At 36.7% G+C, this 17,319-nt stretch carries 17 protein-coding genes; 10 read left to right on the top strand and 7 right to left on the bottom strand.

Annotated elements, in window-relative coordinates:
- Positions 1 to 109 precede the first annotated feature (109 nt).
- Together lhgO and ACN0U3_RS07550 are read left to right on the top strand one after the other, a co-directional pair.
- Positions 110 to 1,330, top strand: a complete 1,221-nt coding sequence (gene lhgO, locus ACN0U3_RS07555; protein WP_417265725.1) for an L-2-hydroxyglutarate oxidase — start codon at positions 110 to 112, stop codon at positions 1,328 to 1,330.
- 222 nt (positions 1,331 to 1,552) lie between these two features.
- Complete coding sequence (locus tag ACN0U3_RS07550) at positions 1,553 to 2,002, top strand: hypothetical protein (protein ID WP_417265724.1); 450 nt, start codon at positions 1,553 to 1,555, stop codon at positions 2,000 to 2,002.
- Positions 2,003 to 2,057: 55 nt separating this feature from the next.
- Here ACN0U3_RS07550 and ACN0U3_RS07545 read toward each other — a convergent pair whose 3' ends face one another.
- The gene (locus ACN0U3_RS07545; protein ID WP_299205237.1) at positions 2,058 to 2,513 is read right to left on the bottom strand and encodes a hypothetical protein; all 456 of its coding nucleotides are present in this window, start codon (positions 2,511 to 2,513) and stop codon (positions 2,058 to 2,060) included.
- A gap of 63 nt (positions 2,514 to 2,576) precedes the next feature.
- Between ACN0U3_RS07545 and ACN0U3_RS07540 the strand changes: the two genes are divergently transcribed.
- Positions 2,577 to 3,257 (top strand): DUF4294 domain-containing protein, encoded by a 681-nt coding sequence (locus ACN0U3_RS07540; RefSeq protein ID WP_417265723.1) that lies wholly within the window; start codon positions 2,577 to 2,579, stop codon positions 3,255 to 3,257.
- A gap of 65 nt (positions 3,258 to 3,322) precedes the next feature.
- Here ACN0U3_RS07540 and yajC read toward each other — a convergent pair whose 3' ends face one another.
- From yajC to ACN0U3_RS07520, 4 genes are read right to left on the bottom strand one after another with little or no spacing between them, the layout of a single operon-like run.
- Positions 3,323 to 3,610, bottom strand: coding sequence for a preprotein translocase subunit YajC (gene yajC, locus ACN0U3_RS07535; protein ID WP_299205243.1), 288 nt, complete (start codon positions 3,608 to 3,610; stop codon positions 3,323 to 3,325).
- A 41-nt stretch (positions 3,611 to 3,651) separates the two neighbouring features.
- Entirely contained in the window at positions 3,652 to 4,050 is a 399-nt protein-coding gene (locus tag ACN0U3_RS07530; protein WP_417265722.1) for a DUF1573 domain-containing protein, read from the bottom strand.
- A 10-nt stretch (positions 4,051 to 4,060) separates the two neighbouring features.
- On the bottom strand, positions 4,061 to 5,065 hold the full coding sequence (locus ACN0U3_RS07525) for a transcription antitermination protein NusB (protein WP_417265721.1): 1,005 nt from the start codon (positions 5,063 to 5,065) through the stop codon (positions 4,061 to 4,063).
- 5 nt (positions 5,066 to 5,070) lie between these two features.
- On the bottom strand, positions 5,071 to 6,168 hold the full coding sequence (locus ACN0U3_RS07520) for a Glu/Leu/Phe/Val dehydrogenase dimerization domain-containing protein (protein WP_417265720.1): 1,098 nt from the start codon (positions 6,166 to 6,168) through the stop codon (positions 5,071 to 5,073).
- A 102-nt stretch (positions 6,169 to 6,270) separates the two neighbouring features.
- Between ACN0U3_RS07520 and ACN0U3_RS07515 the strand changes: the two genes are divergently transcribed.
- The 3 genes from ACN0U3_RS07515 (at position 6,271) to ACN0U3_RS07505 (ending at position 11,368) form a co-directional block, all read left to right on the top strand.
- Positions 6,271 to 8,028: an ABC transporter ATP-binding protein gene (locus ACN0U3_RS07515; protein ID WP_417265719.1), complete on the top strand. Its 1,758-nt coding sequence runs from the start codon at positions 6,271 to 6,273 to the stop codon at positions 8,026 to 8,028.
- Between the two features lie 53 nt (positions 8,029 to 8,081).
- Positions 8,082 to 10,865 (top strand): excinuclease ABC subunit UvrA, encoded by a 2,784-nt coding sequence (gene uvrA, locus ACN0U3_RS07510; RefSeq protein ID WP_417265718.1) that lies wholly within the window; start codon positions 8,082 to 8,084, stop codon positions 10,863 to 10,865.
- A 98-nt stretch (positions 10,866 to 10,963) separates the two neighbouring features.
- Positions 10,964 to 11,368: a hypothetical protein gene (locus tag ACN0U3_RS07505; protein ID WP_417265717.1), complete on the top strand. Its 405-nt coding sequence runs from the start codon at positions 10,964 to 10,966 to the stop codon at positions 11,366 to 11,368.
- A gap of 74 nt (positions 11,369 to 11,442) precedes the next feature.
- Here the strand turns inward: ACN0U3_RS07505 and ACN0U3_RS07500 are convergent, their stop codons facing one another.
- Both ACN0U3_RS07500 and ACN0U3_RS07495 read right to left on the bottom strand, forming a co-directional pair.
- Complete coding sequence (locus tag ACN0U3_RS07500; protein ID WP_417265716.1) at positions 11,443 to 12,012, bottom strand: TlpA family protein disulfide reductase; 570 nt, start codon at positions 12,010 to 12,012, stop codon at positions 11,443 to 11,445.
- 1 nt (position 12,013) lies between these two features.
- A complete protein-coding gene (locus ACN0U3_RS07495; protein WP_299205266.1) occupies positions 12,014 to 12,379 on the bottom strand; it encodes a CoA-binding protein in 366 nt (121 codons plus the stop codon).
- 172 nt (positions 12,380 to 12,551) lie between these two features.
- Between ACN0U3_RS07495 and ACN0U3_RS07490 the strand changes: the two genes are divergently transcribed.
- From ACN0U3_RS07490 to ubiE, 4 genes are read left to right on the top strand one after another with little or no spacing between them, the layout of a single operon-like run.
- Positions 12,552 to 13,745, top strand: a complete 1,194-nt coding sequence (locus tag ACN0U3_RS07490; RefSeq protein WP_417265715.1) for a pyridoxal phosphate-dependent aminotransferase — start codon at positions 12,552 to 12,554, stop codon at positions 13,743 to 13,745.
- On the top strand, positions 13,745 to 14,740 hold the full coding sequence (locus ACN0U3_RS07485; RefSeq protein WP_417265714.1) for a bifunctional heptose 7-phosphate kinase/heptose 1-phosphate adenyltransferase: 996 nt from the start codon (positions 13,745 to 13,747) through the stop codon (positions 14,738 to 14,740). Before ACN0U3_RS07490 ends, ACN0U3_RS07485 begins: the two co-directional genes overlap by 1 nt.
- The gene (locus tag ACN0U3_RS07480; protein WP_417265713.1) at positions 14,731 to 16,560 is read left to right on the top strand and encodes a TrkH family potassium uptake protein; all 1,830 of its coding nucleotides are present in this window, start codon (positions 14,731 to 14,733) and stop codon (positions 16,558 to 16,560) included. Before ACN0U3_RS07485 ends, ACN0U3_RS07480 begins: the two co-directional genes overlap by 10 nt.
- Before the next feature lie 2 nt (positions 16,561 to 16,562).
- Positions 16,563 to 17,297, top strand: a complete 735-nt coding sequence (ubiE, locus tag ACN0U3_RS07475) for a bifunctional demethylmenaquinone methyltransferase/2-methoxy-6-polyprenyl-1,4-benzoquinol methylase UbiE (protein ID WP_299205277.1) — start codon at positions 16,563 to 16,565, stop codon at positions 17,295 to 17,297.
- The last annotated feature ends 22 nt before the right edge of the window (positions 17,298 to 17,319 follow it).

Raw genomic sequence — 17,319 nt, 5'->3', positions numbered from 1 at the left:
TTTACATTCTTGAGAAACTCCCAACCTCATTCCAGGAAAACTCCAATAATCAATTGCGAATTAACGATTATCAATTGCGAAATAGTTACTTTTGTGAAAAATCATTTACGTGGAGAATCAAGTATACGACATCGCAATTATAGGAGGAGGAATCGTTGGAGCAGCGACTTTTTATAAGTTACAAAAACGTAATCCTGAATTGAACATCATTTTGATTGAAAAGGAAAAGCGTTTTGCCGATCACCAAACAGGAAACAATTCCGGTGTGATTCACTCGGGACTATACTATCAACCGGGTTCCCTAAAAGCAGAAAACTGTGTCAAAGGACGTCATGAATTGGTGGCTTTTGCACAAGAGAATAAGGTGCCTCACGATGTTTGTGGAAAAGTGGTTGTGGCAACAAAAAAAGAAGAACTTCCATTTATGGATAAAATCTTCGAGAATGGAATCGCCAATAACACTGAAGGAATTGAAAAAATTAGTGCCGAACAAATTAAAGAGCATGAACCTTATGTTGAAGGAATCGCTGGAATTTGGGTCCCTTGTACTGGAATTATAGATTACCGTGATGCTACTGAAAAAATGATTGCGAATGCTGAAGGAATGAACTCCAATTCTAAAACGGTACTCGGTGAAGAGGTGATAGGTGTGGAAAAACACGACGATTATTCTACAGTTGTTGGAGCTACAAAAAAGTTTAAGGCGAAGCACTTGATTTTTTGTGCAGGATTACAAGCCGATCGATTAGCACGTAAAGATGGTGTTCAATTAAAAGAACAGGTGGTTGGTTTCAGAGGAGATTATTATGAATTAACAGACCAAGCGAAAGACAAAGTGAAAAACTTGATCTACCCTGTGCCGAATCCAGCATTTCCATTTTTAGGAGTACACTTTACACGAATGACAAATGGAGAAACTGAATGCGGACCTAATGCTGTTTTTACTTTTAAAAGAGAAGGGTATGGGAAGACAGACTTCAGTATGAAAGATACCTTTGATGCACTTGCTTATTCAGGAACATGGAAGTTATTCATGAACAATATGAAGTTTGGAATCAATGAATACCGTAGGGCCTTTTCAAAGAAGTTATTCTTAAAAACCTTACAAGGCTTGATTCCTTCACTTGAAATGGACGATCTCAAACCTGGACGATCAGGTGTTAGGGCATTGTTGTTGAATAAAGATGGTGACACCAAAGATGATTTTAGAATTGAATACCATGGACATTCTATTCATGTTTTGAATGCACCTTCTCCAGCAGCTACGGCATCATTAGCCATCGGTGGACAAATTGCAGAAAAAGCAGAAAAACATTTTGCCTTGAAGTAGCGAGGCTTTTTTTGAAAGCATTTTACGTGTGACTTCAACAGGTGTAGCGGTCGAAAAGGTATTACCGTTGACTGAGCTTGATTCGCGGTGAGCCAGTCGAATGGATCGAAGGCAACAATCCATCAACTACATTCGAGGAGTCTTCCTTCAAGTAACAAATGTTACATCCTACTTCTTCAAAATCTGATATATTGAGCGATTAATCGTAAACTTTGTATAGAGATGAAAAAAACAGTTCAAATTTTAAGTTTGGTAGGTGCCATGTTATTCACAGTGTCAGGATTTGCCCAAGATTCTCCTCAGAAAATTCATGAATCAGTTGTGAAGACCTTAAATAAAACACCTAATTTAGGGTTTGGAGTTTCTGCTGAAAGGCCTTTACGTTCTGCATTCATGATGTATGAACAACTAAAAGCGAGTGGAGTAGAATTCGAGAATTATGAAATCGTTATCTGGAGTAAAGTAGTCCAAGACATCAAAGAAAATAAATTGCTCTTTGATTTTATAACAGAACATATGGACGAAAACATTACCGTTTCTGTATGTGCAGTGGCCATGGATAGATTAGGTGTGAGCAAAGATGATTTACCCAAAGGAATTCAAGTTGTAGACAATGCTTATGTTAGAATTTTTGAACTTCAGGCTTTGGGTTATAACTTTTTGATTCCTTAAAATGAATAAAGTCGGGTGTGAGGTTTTATTCGATTTCATACCCGATTAGGCCTATTTATTTCTTTGCGTTCTCCAAACACTTTTTCACTTTCTTTTCATGAGCATACCTGTCTTCAGGAGTAGAGTTCGGTTGAATCAATAAACCTTTACATTTTTGATCTATAAAATCAGAACGCTCCATTACAAGGTCGAATTCATCGTCATCAGCCTCCATTAAAGCAGTGTTTACGGAGTCACTTTTGACAATACATGTACAGAAGTCCCATTGTACTCCATATTTTTTTACAATGGCAACATGAGCTTCCTGAACTTCAGGATTGTCATATACTTTCTCTAATGTATCAACAATTTCAATAGTTGATGAGGTATCCACTTCGACGGTAGTGGTGCTATCTATTGTAGAAATAGTATCTAATTCTGCGTCAGTTTCTTCTGGTAAATCACTTTTACATGAGAAAGCCAAGATTCCTAAAGCCAATATAGCAGTGATGTAGTAGTGTTTTGTATTCATGGCAAAATATTTGTAAATTACTATTCGTTATTAAATATACTTTAAATAATCTCTTATTTCCAAATGTCAAAGGCACTTATTTTAATCTTCCTTGTTTTTACCGGATTTCTTTTTTCCCAAGAAGAAGCTGAAGATACCCTCGTAGAGAGGCTTCAGGTCTATGATGGCTTCGATTTGCCGAGTAACTTTAAAGAGCAATATAGAGTCACTCTTCGTAAAGTGAGACGTGTATATCCATTGGCTTTAGAAGCCGCAAGAGTCATTGACTCACTAGACCGTGAATTGGAAAGCATTAATAAAAATAGACTTCAGAAAAAGTTGATGCGTAAAACCCACGCTTCTTTAAAAAGTGATTTTAAATTTTTGCTTAAGGATTTATATGTTTCTGAAGGTGTCATTCTAACCAAACTCATTCACCGAGAAACAGGAATGACTGTAAGGGAAATCATCTCTATGTATAAAAGTGGAATGCAAGCTTCTATTTATAATGGACTTGCTGGTGTTTTTGACCAAGATTTAGACGCGACCTACAAGCCAGATACAGAAGACTTTGTTATTGAATGTGTTGTCCAAGACATCAAGAAGGGAAAAGTAGCCTTTGATCCTACTTTTGAAATTTTAAACAAACAAGAGTATAAGGAAAGTAAAAAAGAATACAGGCAAAATAGAAGGAAAAGTAGAAAAAGAATCAAAGCACTAGAGAAAGAAGAAAGAAAAGCAAAAAAAGAAAAGCCTCAAAAATAGATTTCTGAGGCTTTTCTTTTGCTATAGCTTCCCACTTGTGGAAAACCAATGCGTTTTAATGTTTGTTATTTGTTTGACTGTGCAATTTGTTGCTCATCCATTCCTGTAGAAACTGCTGATTTCTCAACGCGGATTTTAGCACTTCCTTCACAGCTTAATAAAATATTCGTATCGTTGATTTCTAATACTTTCCCATGAATTCCACCAATAGTTACAACTTTGTCTCCTACAGCTAAACTCTCACGAAACTTCTTCAACTCTTTTTGTCTTTTCATCTGTGGACGGATCATAAAAAAATAAAACACCCCTAAGATGAGTAATAACATAACTAATTGCATTCCTCCTTCACCCATTACTTACTTTTTTTAATTATTAATATTTATTCGTAATTTACTTAATCAATTACATTTGCTTGAATAGTAACTGTTGTTGTTGACGGACGCGTATTGGCCGATATGGTAATCGGTTTATTCACTAATCCTTTTCCTGTTGCATCAGTGTCCAAGGTAGCTTTTACTATCGTGGTTTCACCTGGTGCAATCGGTTCTCTGTCATATTCTGAAACTGTACAGTTACATGCAGGTTTGATATCAGCAATAACTAGAGGATAGTCCCCTGTATTTTTAATTTCAATTTTTGCATTTACAATTTCTCCCTTTACTACAGATCCCGCGTTGTAAACCTTCTCAACTTCTATGGTTGTGTACTGTCCAATTTGGGCTTCTGTTTGTTGATTTCCTCCACACGAGAAAAGCAAAAAAGAAATAGTTGCTAAACTTAATATTCGTTTCATGTTTTTAAATTTACTTCATTAAACCGCGACCAATTTTATTGATCTTTCCTTCACTTTCTAATTTTGCGATGGCTTTATCCAACACTCCATTGATGAACTGATTACTTTTAGGAGTACTGTAGAATTTAGAAATCTCAATGTACTCGTTAAGCGTAACTTTTGTAGGAATATTACTAAATGTTACCAATTCTGTAATGGCTAACTCCATAAGAAGCACATCCATTTTGGCAATACGATCCAATTCCCAGTTATCTGTTAACACATCAATTAACTTTAAGTTCTCTGGACGAAGTTTGATGGCTTGCCTCAACAAATCAGCAAGGAATTCTTCCTCGTCATCGTTTGGCTTGTACAAAGGCAGAATACTGTTCTTAACCTCGCCAGCTTTCTCTTCGCTTTCCGTTTCAACTTCTGTGTCCTCAGACTTAAGTTCTACTTCTTTAAAGCTCTTAATGGTTTTAATTACCATAGAACAAGCTAAGTCTATATCGTCCATCCAGTATACGCTTCTTTCCTCAAGGTTGTCAAACAACAATGGGAAATTAGCAATCTCTGTTTTGAACAGCTGAACCATAAATTCTTTGTCCTCCTCAAATCCACTTTTTTCATTATTCATGAATTCAAAGTAAATTTCAGATTGACGAATGTGGTTATACATTTTACGTATCAACTCTTGTTTTTCATCTCCCATCCAATTCGCTTTTAAATCTTCAGATTGATGACGTAACTCAGCACTTTCCTCCAGTATTCTAATAATTTGATTGTCATAGAACTTCAGGTTCGGATTTAAGTCCTCCTCTGATGGAAGCATTTTCTTTTTATTCTCTTCTATTCGGTGTTCGGCTTTGTGTTTTAGCTCAGGGAATATCATCAGCAGTGAAATGTACAATTCATACATTTGATTCACTGACTTGAATAATTCCTTTTTCGCCCACAAAAACTCTTTGTCTTCATGCTGAGAAAAAGCATAAAGCGTTTGTAGCACCTTAATACGTAAGTGTCTTCTGTTTAACATCGATATTAATAAGATAATTTTACTTTACCAACAGCTGCAATTCTTTCTTCAGCTACTTTATTTGCAATAGCGTATGCAGGAATGTTTTCATTCGCTGAACGTGCTATAATTTCATAGATAGTATCGTAAATTCCTTCTGCTTTTTGTAATGCCCAAGCTGCTGAGTTGTCAGTCAATTCTGCATATACATTAATTACCCCTCCAGCATTCAATGCGAAGTCTGGTGCGTAAATAATTCCTTTGTCTAATACGACTTGACCATGTTTTACTTCATCTGCCAATTGGTTGTTTGCCGATCCTGCGATGATTGAACATTTCAAACGTTGTAATGTATCGTCGTTTACCGTTGCTCCTAAAGCACATGGTGCGTAAATGTCCATGTCGATGTCATAGATTTCATCTAATCCAACAACCTTAGCTCCGTAAGTCTCAGAAACATGCTTTAAAGTATCTTGGTCAATATCGGTAATATAAACCTCTGCATTTTCTTCACGTAAGTGCTTCACTAAATATTCTCCAACATGTCCAACTCCTTGAACAGCTACTTTTTTACCTGCTAAACTATCGTTTCCAAATTGCTTTTTAGCACATGCTTTCATTCCAACGTATGTTCCCAATGCTGTAATTGGAGATGGGTCACCACTTTTTCCAGGTAAACCTACTACGTGATCCGTTTCCATGTTCACATAGGTCATGTCGATTGGAGAAATCCCAACATCTTCAGCAGTAATGTACTTACCTCCTAAACTGTTGACAAACTTTCCAAATCTACGGAATAATGCTTCCGACTTCATTGTTTTAGAATCTCCAATGATGACCGCTTTACCTCCTCCAAGATTTAATCCTGAAATAGAGTTTTTGTAAGTCATTCCACGAGATAAACGCATAACATCGTTTAATGCTTCAACTTCGTTGTTGTACATCCACATTCTAGTTCCTCCTAAAGCAGGTCCTAAAGTTGTGTTGTGCATCGCAATAATGGCTTTTAATCCAGTTGCGTTATCATTACAAAATAAAATTTGTTCATGATCGTACTCGCCCATTGCGGCAATGACAGGATTGTCTTTCAAATCCTCAGCATTTAATTTTCTTGTTTCTATCATTGTATTAAGCTTTTTTACACTTTCATTAAAATCAAATGGCTACTTTTGTAGTATTATACAAAAGTAAGCACATTCTCGTGTGCAAAAATAGGAAATTAATAGATGAAGTCTCTAAGCTATCTCAACAAATATTTTCTTAAATACAAATGGAGGTTACTCCTCGGTATTCTCTTTATCGTAGGCTCAAACTTCCTTTATGTGAATATGCCCCTGATTGTAGGTGATGCAGTTGAACAATTTGAAACTGGATTTGATCCTGAAAATGGACTGAAAATGGCCTTGTATTTGGGTGGAGTGTACATCTTGTTGTCTCTAGGGAAAGGACTGTTCCTCTTTATGCAAAGGCAAACAATTATTATTGTTTCTAGGTACATTGAATTTGATTTGAAAAATGAAATCTATGCCCACTATCAAAAACTTTCGTACAACTTTTATAAAGGAAAGAATACTGGAGATTTAATGAATAGAATTTCTGAAGATGTGTCCTATGTGAGACAATATTTAGGGCCTGGAATCATGTACACCATCAGTACAACTATTCTTTTTGCATTCACTTTAACTTATATGTTGAATATTAGTGTCGAATTAACACTGTATACATTAGCGCCTTTGCCTTTGATGACCTTTATTATTTATAAAGTCTCAAGTATTGTCAATAAACAAAGTGTAAAAGTTCAAGAACAACAATCGAAAATATCAACAATCGTTCAGGAATCTTTTTCAGGAATTACCGTGTTGAAAGCCTATAGCGCTGAAGAAAAGTTCCAAAATGACTTTAATTCAGATGTTAAAGATTACCTAAAACGTCATATGGCACTCGTGAAAACAAATGCATTCTTTATGCCTACGATTACTTTTCTAATCGGTATAAGTACAATTCTAACTATTTACTATGGAGGAATTCTTTCTTTTGAAACGCAAAATGAATTATCATCCAGAAATATTGTTGAGTTTATTTTTTATGTAAATATGCTGACATGGCCGTTTGCAAGTGTAGGTTGGGTGACTTCTATGATTCAACGGGCAGCGGCAAGCCAAGAAAGAATTAATGAGTTTTTAAGTCAAGAGCCTGAAGTGAAGAACACCGAAGAAGCTCCTTTCGATTTTAAAGGTGATGTGGCCTTCAAAGATGTGAGCTATACTTTCCCAACTTCTGGAATTCAAGCGGTAAAAAACTTGAGTTTTACTATAAAAAAAGGCGAAACCTTGGCCATTATTGGAAGAACTGGCTCTGGAAAAACAACAGTTATTAATCTATTGATGCGTCAGTTCGATCCGACTTCCGGGAAGATTGAAATTGATCATCAAGACTTGCGTTCAATTAACGTAAATGATTTCCGTAAACAATCTGGTGTCGTGCCTCAAGGTGTCTTCCTGTTTTCTGATTCAATCAGGAATAATGTAATGTTTGGATTGGCAGAAGATCAAGAAGCTTCAGATGAAGAAATTATTGATGTGCTGAAAACAACGCATGTATGGCACAATATTAAAGATTTTAAAGAGGGACTAGATACTGTGTTGGGCGAACGTGGAGTGAACTTGAGTGGAGGACAAAAACAAAGAATTAGTATTGCTAGGGCTTTGATTAGAAAACCTAAATTGTTGATCCTAGATGATTGCTTGTCAGCAGTTGATACAGAAACTGAGGAGGTTATTTTAAATAATTTAAAAGAAACCATTGAAAATAATACGACCCTTATTGTGAGTCACAGGGTTTCTTCTATTCGAAATGCAGATAGAATTCTTGTTTTGGAAGATGGAGGAAAGATAGAAGAAGGAACACATGACGAACTTTTAGCACTTGGAGGTGTTTATTCCGAAATATTCAACAAGCAATTGCTAGAAGAACAGAAAGATTAAAGGATAATTTGAAGGGTTAAATCGTAATTGGCATTGCGTATTTTAGAAAAAAAATGAAGAACGAGTTTATTCATATTAAAGGGGCAAAAGAGCATAACCTGAAAGATGTTGAGGTTAAAATTCCACATGGGAAAATGACCGTAATTACCGGTTTGTCTGGTTCAGGAAAATCTTCTTTAGCTTTCGATACACTTTACGCTGAAGGACAAAGAAGGTATATTGAAAGTCTGTCGGCTTATGCACGACAATTCCTTGGTAAACTCGATAAACCGAAGGTCGATTTCATAAAAGGTGTAGCCCCTGCAATTGCCATTCAACAGAAAGTGACTTCTACAAATCCCCGTTCTACTGTGGGTACAGTTACCGAAATATACGATTATTTAAAGGTGCTTTTTGCTCGTGTTGGTAAAACCTATTCTCCCATTAGTGGAAATGAAGTGAAAAAACACGATGTCACCGATGTGGTTGATTTAATCAATTCAAGGAAGGAAGGAGAAAAGTTTATGGTGCTTGCTCCAGTGAAGAATTATCAGCGGTATGGAATTGAACGCCAATTAACGATTTTTAAAGAGCAAGGTTTTGCGCGTGTTAGAATTGATGAAAAAGTATTGAGGGTAGATGAACTTATTGAAAATCCACCTCAAAAAATAAAATCTTTAGAGTTGGTGATTGATCGTTTAGGCGTTAGACACAATGACGAAGACCATCAATCGAGAATTGCAGACTCTATTCAATTGTGTTTTGCAGAAGGTGATGGAGAATGCTGGATTTATTTCCCGAAAGGAGAAGAAATAATTCCCTTTTCAAATAGATTTGAGCTGGATGGAATGCAGTTTTCTGAACCCAACCTACATTTCTTTACTTTTAATAATCCATACGGAGCGTGCGGAACTTGTGAAGGTTTCGGTTCTGTGATTGGTGTAGACGAAGACTTGGTGATTCCAGATCGTTCTCGTTCTCTTTACGATGAAGCGGTGGTGCCATGGAAAGGTGAAAAGATGAGTCGCTATTTGGACCAGTTTATTGTAGATTCAGCTTCTATTCAATTTCCAATTCACCGACCAATTAAGGATTTGACCGATGAGGAATACGATATTCTTTGGAATGGAAAAGGGAAGATCAAAGGGATTAATGATTTCTTTGATTACCTGAATACCAAAAAATATAAAATTCATGTTCGCGTGATGTTGGCACGTTACCGTGGTAAAACAAAATGTCCTGATTGTAAAGGTACGCACTTAAGAAAAGATGCAAACTACGTAAAAGTGGGAGGGAGGTCAGTTTCTGAAATTATTTTGACATCAGTTGAAGATAACCTTACTTTTTTTAAAAATATAGAACTCGATCAGCAGCAATTGGAAATAGGAAAACGTATTCTTGTTGAAATTCAAAACCGATTAGAGTGGCTGAATGAAGTGGGATTAGGTTACCTGACATTGAATCGACAAGCCAATACTTTGTCTGGAGGTGAATCTCAGCGCATCAACCTAGCAACTTCTTTAGGGAGTAGTCTGGTGGGTTCTATGTATATTCTTGATGAACCAAGTATTGGATTGCACCCAAAAGATACCGAACGATTGGTTGGGGTTTTGAAAGCGCTGAAGGACATTGGAAATACAGTGGTGATTGTTGAGCATGAGGAAGCTGTTATGCAAGCTGCTGACGAAATCCTAGATATTGGTCCACGTGCAGGTGTGAATGGTGGAGAACTTGTTTTTCAAGGTACGCATAAGGAGTTGATTGATGCACAAGGAAGTCTTACTGCTGATTATTTAACGGGAAGGAAAGAAATTCCTGTTCCAGCAAAAAGAAGAAAGTTAAAAGATGCTATTCACATAATTGAGGCCGCAGAAAATAACCTGAAAAAGATCAGTGTGAAAATCCCTTTGCATGGAATGGTTTGCGTAACAGGAGTGAGTGGTTCTGGTAAATCAACTTTGATTAAGGATATACTGTATCCTGCACTGGCGAAACAGTTAGGGATTCATGGGAATCCAATCGGTAAACATTCAGAGTTAACAGGAGACTTCTCACAAATAGAAGCTGTAGAATTTGTAGATCAAAACCCGATAGGGCGTTCTTCCCGAAGTAATCCTGTTACTTACGTGAAGGCATTTGACGAGATAAGAACGCTGTTTTCCCGATTGAAACTGGCTAAAATGAGAAACCTCAAGCCAGGTTATTTTAGTTTTAATGTTCCTGGGGGAAGGTGCGAAGTTTGTGAAGGAGAAGGGTTAATTACAGTTTCTATGCAGTTCATGGCAGATATTCAATTGACCTGTGAAGCGTGTAATGGTTCTCGTTATAAGAGTGATGCTTTGGAGATAAAGTATGAAGACCGATCTATCGCAGACCTTTTAGCAATGGATATTGATGAAGCGCTAAACTTCTTTAAATCCAAAGAAGGAGCATTGGAAAAGAAAATTGCAGATAAAATTCAACCTTTGGTGGATGTTGGATTAGGATATTTGACAATGGGGCAGTCTTCCTCAACTTTATCAGGTGGAGAAGCGCAACGCATTAAACTGGCTTCATTTCTTGTGAAGGCCAAGAATCCGACAAAAACAATGTTTATATTTGATGAGCCAACGACAGGATTGCATTTCGATGATGTCAATAAGCTGTTGGTCTCTTTAAACCGATTGATTGAAATAGGTCATTCTGTTGTAATCATAGAACATGATATGGATGTTATAAAAAATGCAGACTGGGTAATTGATTTAGGTCCAGAGGGTGGAGTCCATGGCGGAACTCTTGTGGCGCAAGGAACTCCAGAGGAGATTTCTAAAGTGAAAGAAAGTTATACAGGTAGATTTCTAAAAGAAAAATTACTTTAAAATGGTGCGCTCCCAATAATAAATGCCTGTTTTTTTGCGGAATAGAAAAGAATATACCCTAATTTTGGGGTGAAATAATAATCAATTAATCAAGTATTATGAAAAACAACATTAAACTATTGTTCTCAGTATTGAGTCTAGTCTTTATTTTTACAGCTTGTAATAAGTATGAAGAAGGACCTAAGTTCAGTTTGTTGACTAAAAAAGCAAGAATTTCAGGGACTTGGAAACTGGAAAAAACAATTGATGCAGATGGAACTGTGGAGTATCACAACGATACAGAGAGAATGACCATTGAAAAAGATGGAACTGTGAAATTCACAGAAGATGGCTTTTCAATTAATGGAAGATGGGAATTTATCAGTGATAAAGAAGCGATTTCTTTTATTATTAGTGTTTTCGGTGAGTCTGTTGTAGAAAACTTTACAATACTTCGCTTGAAGAATAAAGAACTTTGGCTTAAAGATTCTGACGGTACACAGAGCCATTTCGCAGCAGTTTAAAAGTAGCGACTTAAGAAATACTAGAAATCACCCTGCAATTTGTAGGGTGATTTTTTTATTGAGTAAATTGTTTATTATTGCTCAAGCATCTCGTCTATTCTGTCTTGAAAACTCTGACTAAACCAATCGTGAGCGCCAACTTCTTCCATGATTATTTTTCCTTCTTGGTTCAAAACATAAGTGGTCGGCAAGCTATTTGAGTCAAATTCCTTAGGGTAGTTACTGGCCGGTAAATAAACAGGAAAACTATAGTTCTTAGCTTTTAAAAAGCGATCTAAAGTCTCTGGTTTCTCATTGCTAACGAAATAAAATGCCAATTGGTCACCGTATTGATCATAGAGCTTTTGAAAAGAGGGCATTTCTGCAACACAAGGAGGACACCAGGTTGCCCATAGATTAACGATTGTGATTTTGCCATGCGAAGCTGAAAAGTTAACCTGATTTCCTTCTAAGTCAAATAAAACCCAATCCAACGAACTGATTGTTTTTTGTTCTTCAACCGCAATCTCAGAGGGTGACCCAGCAAATATTCTTTGTACAAATGACATGACTGGCATTCTTACACTAGGGATAAACATCAACCCAATAAATAAGGTGAATAACAAATCCCATTTTCTCTTTTTAATCCAAGCTTTGATGTCCATATTAATATACTCCTGTGCTAAGTAAGACCAAGGTGCAAGCAACTTCGGGCTTGATTCCGTTTTCTTGTAATCGAGCTTCAAATGCTGGATTCTCAGTTCCTGGGTTGAAGATTACTCGTTTTGGTTTTAATTCAATAATAGAATCGTAATATTCATTTTGATTCTTTGCCGAAAGATAAAGGCTGATAGAATGTATGTCTTGGTCTGAAGGAAATTCTGTAGATATTTTGGTGTCGTTGATTTGACCTGCTTTATTTCCAAAAGCCAGTACAGGAACGTCGTGGTCTTGTAACATTCGAACCGCTTTGTTGGCATATCGTTCTGTTTTTTCACTCGCTCCTATAACTAATGTTTTCTTTGTTTTCATAATAACAAATATACGGAAAGTCTATGAAGGATTGAAGACCAAATCCATTGAAAAAGTTGAGCGTAACAAATGTTACAACTTAAATGTGTACAGATTTAAGCAATCTTTAAAGAAAGGAAAGGAAAAGCCTAAAAAAGTTTTAAATTTGTCGGTAAATAAAAATAGAACTCAGATGCTAAAGTTTTCAGATCGTGTATTGTCAATGGAGGAATCAGCAACCTTGGCCATGTCACGAAAAAGCCGTGAATTAAAAAGTCAAGGACTTGACATTATCTCTTTAAGTTTAGGAGAACCAGACTTTCATACCCCTGACTTCATCAAAGAAGCAGCAGTTGAAGCAATGGAACAGAATTTTACGACCTATACTCCTGTTCCAGGTTATGATGATTTACGTCAAGCGATCGTAGACAAGTTCAAAAGAGACAATGGGTTGGATTATGAAAAAGACCAAATCGTAGTTTCGACTGGTGCTAAACAATCTATTGCCAATTTAATGATGAGTTTAGTAAATCCTGGAGATGAGGTTTTAATTCCTGCTCCATACTGGGTTTCTTATATTGAAATTGTAAAAGTTGCAGGAGGGATTCCTGTCATTATTGAGTCGTCTATTGACACAGATTTCAAAGTGAATGGCGCAGCGATAAAAGCAAAAATCACAGATAAAACGAAAGCCATTATTTTTTCTTCTCCATGTAACCCAACAGGATCCGTTTATTCAGAAGAAGAACTGAAAGATATAGCTAAAGCATTTGCCGACCGTAAAGACATTGTCATTATTTCAGATGAAATTTATGAGCACATTAATTTTGTGGGAGGACATACGAGTATTGGAACCATCAAAGAAGTTTATGACCAAACAGTAACCATCAACGGATTGTCTAAAGCTTGGGCTATGACAGGATGGAGAATTGGTTACATTGGAGCTCCAAAAGCAATTGCGGCAGCTTGCAACAAAGTTCAAGGTCAATTCACGAGTGGTGCAAATTCGATTGCTCAACGTGCTTCGATCGCGGCATTGAAAAAAGACCCTTCTTACTTAAGTGAAATGTTAGGTGCTTTTAAAAATCGTCGAACATTGGTTTTGAATGCTTTAAGAGGGATGGAAGGTGTTGAGGTGAACGAACCAGAAGGAGCGTTCTACTTTTTTCCCGATGTTTCAAGTTTCTTTGGTAAGTCCCACGATGGAAAAGTAATCAAAGATGCCAATGATTTATCCTTATATTTGTTGGAAGAAGCATTAGTTGCAGTAGTTACAGGAGACGCGTTTGGAGATCCGAATTGCATTAGAATTTCTTACGCTACAGATGAAGCAACGTTAACGAAAGCTATGAACCGTATTGAGACGGCTTTACAAAAATTAAAATAATGACACTTGAAACGCTCTTTGAGGAGTTTAAGAAAAAGAAAATTATTGTTTTAGGAGACGTCATGATTGACGCTTATCTATCGGGTAAGGTTGATCGTGTAAGCCCAGAAGCCCCGGTGCCTATCGTGAACTTCTCGAAAAGAGAAGAGCGTTTGGGTGGCGCTGCGAATGTAGCCTTGAATCTAATTAGTTTAGGTGCTCAGGTAGCTATGGCAAGTGTAATTGGTGAAGATCAAGATGCCCAAACAATGGTGCGCCTTTTTGATGAAAAATCCATTTCAACTTCGGGGTTGATTCGCTCAAAAGATCGTCAAACAACGGTTAAAACTCGCGTAATTGGAAATCATCAGCAGTTGTTGCGTGTTGACCAAGAGCAAACCAATGATATTTCAAAGGCGGAAGAAGAACTGCTCATTGAAAAAGTAGAAGCATTGTTGAAAGAAGGTTATGATGCTTTAATTTTTCAAGATTATAACAAAGGAGTGCTAACTGAGAAAATCATTGAGCGTGTTATTGAAATAACTAAAAAGTATGATGTTTTAACAACGGTAGACCCGAAACTTAAAAACTTTTTAGCCTACAAAGGAGTAACTCTTTTCAAGCCCAACCTTAAAGAATTAAGCGAAGGGGTTCAAGTAAAAATTGATTTTGCAAATGACCGCTCTCAATTTGATCAAGCGGTTAAGACCTTAAATAATACCCTTCAGCCGAAGATTGTTTTTGTAACGCTTAGCGAGCATGGTGTGTTCATTCAAAATGAAAACGAAAGCTATCATATTGAGGCACACGAAAGAACTATTTCTGATGTCTCTGGCGCTGGAGATACTGTGATTAGTGTTGCCACCCTGTGTTTGGCTGCGGGTATTCGTATTGAAGCACTCGCTGCGATGGCCAATTTAGCCGGAGGAATAGTGTGTGAATACAGAGGGGTGGTTGCCATAAAAGCAAATGAATTGTTTGACGAAGCTAAAAAACTTGACATTAAATGTGGTTAGGCGATTTTAGAGAAAGGGTTAACCTTAGCCTGTATAATTCTAAAAATGCTGTTCTAGGACTTTTCAGGTGGAGTCATATCGTTGTGGCACTCTCCATGATTGGGGTGTTGATCTATTATTATGGCTTTCCACAAACTCCAGAATCTAAGGATTTCCTTATTCGCCTCATTGAGTTTAGCTTCCTGTTCTACATTATTCGTTACTTCGTAAAAATTGTATACGATTATAATCCACTGCAATACATGCGGAAAAACTGGGTGGAAACCATCATTGTTTTTCTGCTGATAATTGAAGGAGTCACATACAATATTTTTGGTGTCATTCTTGCCTCAAAGTTTTTTGAATCGATTGGTATAGAGGGGTTTTCAGATTTTTCTAACCTGACCATTCAACTCTTCTTTGTGGCCTATGTCTTTATGGAAATGTTTAAAAAGCGTGACTTTAGACAGTATGTTAAAATTCATCCAGGCCTCTTGTTTACCATTTCTATTTTTGGAATTATCATTGTAGGTACAGGACTCTTGATGTTACCAGAAATGACCCAACCCGAATATACTTTGTCATTTATAGACAGTTTATTCGTGGCGACATCTTCAACAAGTGTTACGGGCTTGACCACTTTGGATATTAGCAGTGTCCTCACCACAAAAGGTCAGATTGTAGTGTTGGTATTAATTCAAATTGGAGCGTTAAATACAATTGCTTTTGCGGCTTTATATTTACTTATAGCTAAGTTTGGTATAGGTTTAAAACAACATGATGTTATTGAAGATTTCGTTAATGATTCTTCATTCCTAGATACTGAGAAAATGTTCTATCGCATTGTAAAATGGACCTTGTTTATAGAAGTCGTAGGGTTTATTCTGATTTTCCTTTTAATTGAACCCAAAGGAATGTTTGAAGATACTACAGATCGTTTGTATCATTCTTTGTTCCATTCTATTTCAAGCTTTTGTAATGCAGGACTCTCAACTATACCTAATGGATTGATGAATGCCCTAGTGGTCGATAACTACCTTTTGCACTTGGTCACTTTAGGGATGTTCTTCCTCGGTGGTTTTGGAATGGTTTATTTGTTCGATATTTTTGGGGTAAGAAGTTTGCGAAACCGCATGAAGTATCCTTGGAAAACTTTGCGTTTTGATACTAAAATAACTTTGTACACCACCTTGTTCTTGTTGGTGTTAGGGGCTATAATTTTCTATATATTTGAATACGATAAAAGCCTTGATGATAAATCTGGTTTTGGTGCATTAATTACGACCTTATTTAATTCAATGACCACAAGGAATGCCGGATTTAGTACGGTAGACATTCCCGGTCTGAGTTTGCCAGTTTTGGTTTTCTTCCTCTTTTTAATGTTTGTAGGAGCAAGTTCAGGTTCTTCTGGAGGGGGGATTCGTGTTTCTACCTTTGCAATCATGATGAGTTCTGTAATTTCTACGATAAAAAGAAAGCCTCATGTTGAGCTATTTAAGCGCACAATTGACAATGAATTGGTTTTAAAAGCATATTCTATCTTCGTATTTTTTATAGTCGGAAACTTAATTGGTATTTTTGCACTTTTAGTGACCGAAATTGAAGCAATTGAAGCTGGGCAATTTCAATTGTTGGACATTATTTTTGAACATGTATCGGCAATGAGTACTGTGGGACTTTCGACAGGAATTACAGCTGAATTGTCTGAAGGGGGTAAAATAGTGTTAATAATTGCAATGTTTATTGGTCGTGTTGGAACATTAACAGTAGCTTATTTGTTTGGTAAGCAAGTAATGAGTAGAAGATATAAATACCCGAAAGGGCATACAATGATTGGTTAGTTATGACAGAAGATAAAGTTGTTAAACCGTATAATAAAGGAGATAAATCCAAAAAAGAAGAAGTCGCAGAGATGTTTGATAATATTTCAGGAAGATACGACTTCTTAAATCACTTTCTATCTTTAGGAATTGACCATTTATGGCGAAAAAGAGCCATTAAGATGTTGAAAGAGCATCAGCCGAAAAAAATCATCGACTTGGCAACTGGTACAGGAGACTTTGCGATTGCAGCCTTGAAGTTGAATCCGGAAAAGGTTGTGGGGGTAGATATTTCCAAAGGAATGCTCGAAAAAGGACGAGAAAAAATCAAGAAAAAAGGGAAGGAGAATATCATTTCCATGGTATATGGAGATTCTGAAGATTTGCCTTTTGAAGACAATGAATTTGACGCCTTAACTGTGGGATTCGGAGTGAGAAACTACGAGAACCTCGAAAAAGGACTTGCTGAAATGTTACGGGTTATCGCTCCTGGTGGAAAAGCCGTTATTCTTGAATTCTCGAAACCAAAGAAATTCCCCGTTAAGCAATCTTTCGGATTTTATTCAAAGTACATTATTCCAATGCTTGGGAAATCTATTTCTAAAGACAGTTCAGCATACGAATATTTACCAGAATCTGTAGCTGCTTTTCCTGAAGGACAAGATTTTTTAGATATCCTCGAAAAAGTAGGTTATAAAAACACTTCTGCACGATTGGTTTCAGGTGGTATCGCAACGATTTATACTGGAGTAAAATAAAAGGTGTTTAATTAGCGTTTGT

The organism is Brumimicrobium sp. (genome assembly GCF_048268645.1).
GTDB classification, from domain to species: Bacteria; Bacteroidota; Bacteroidia; order Flavobacteriales_D; family Crocinitomicaceae; genus Brumimicrobium; species Brumimicrobium ulvae.
Note: the sequence above shows the minus strand (reverse complement) of the source record. Positions and strands in the feature narration are given on the sequence as shown.

What these genes read in the sequence shown, in the direction of transcription:
- ACN0U3_RS07550 (WP_417265724.1), top strand. Translation starts at nt 1,553, where the DNA reads ATGAAAAAAACAGTTCAAATTTTAAGTTTGGTAGGTGCCATGTTATTC.
- ACN0U3_RS07545 (WP_299205237.1), bottom strand. Translation starts at nt 2,513, where the DNA reads ATGAATACAAAACACTACTACATCACTGCTATATTGGCTTTAGGAATC.
- ACN0U3_RS07540 (WP_417265723.1), top strand. Translation starts at nt 2,577, where the DNA reads ATGTCAAAGGCACTTATTTTAATCTTCCTTGTTTTTACCGGATTTCTT.
- yajC (WP_299205243.1), bottom strand. Translation starts at nt 3,610, where the DNA reads ATGGGTGAAGGAGGAATGCAATTAGTTATGTTATTACTCATCTTAGGG.
- ACN0U3_RS07530 (WP_417265722.1), bottom strand. Translation starts at nt 4,050, where the DNA reads ATGAAACGAATATTAAGTTTAGCAACTATTTCTTTTTTGCTTTTCTCG.
- ACN0U3_RS07525 (WP_417265721.1), bottom strand. Translation starts at nt 5,065, where the DNA reads ATGTTAAACAGAAGACACTTACGTATTAAGGTGCTACAAACGCTTTAT.
- ACN0U3_RS07520 (WP_417265720.1), bottom strand. Translation starts at nt 6,168, where the DNA reads ATGATAGAAACAAGAAAATTAAATGCTGAGGATTTGAAAGACAATCCT.
- ACN0U3_RS07515 (WP_417265719.1), top strand. Translation starts at nt 6,271, where the DNA reads ATGAAGTCTCTAAGCTATCTCAACAAATATTTTCTTAAATACAAATGG.
- uvrA (WP_417265718.1), top strand. Translation starts at nt 8,082, where the DNA reads ATGAAGAACGAGTTTATTCATATTAAAGGGGCAAAAGAGCATAACCTG.
- ACN0U3_RS07505 (WP_417265717.1), top strand. Translation starts at nt 10,964, where the DNA reads ATGAAAAACAACATTAAACTATTGTTCTCAGTATTGAGTCTAGTCTTT.
- ACN0U3_RS07500 (WP_417265716.1), bottom strand. Translation starts at nt 12,012, where the DNA reads ATGGACATCAAAGCTTGGATTAAAAAGAGAAAATGGGATTTGTTATTC.
- ACN0U3_RS07495 (WP_299205266.1), bottom strand. Translation starts at nt 12,379, where the DNA reads ATGAAAACAAAGAAAACATTAGTTATAGGAGCGAGTGAAAAAACAGAA.
- ACN0U3_RS07490 (WP_417265715.1), top strand. Translation starts at nt 12,552, where the DNA reads ATGCTAAAGTTTTCAGATCGTGTATTGTCAATGGAGGAATCAGCAACC.
- ACN0U3_RS07485 (WP_417265714.1), top strand. Translation starts at nt 13,745, where the DNA reads ATGACACTTGAAACGCTCTTTGAGGAGTTTAAGAAAAAGAAAATTATT.
- ACN0U3_RS07480 (WP_417265713.1), top strand. Translation starts at nt 14,731, where the DNA reads ATGTGGTTAGGCGATTTTAGAGAAAGGGTTAACCTTAGCCTGTATAAT.
- ubiE (WP_299205277.1), top strand. Translation starts at nt 16,563, where the DNA reads ATGACAGAAGATAAAGTTGTTAAACCGTATAATAAAGGAGATAAATCC.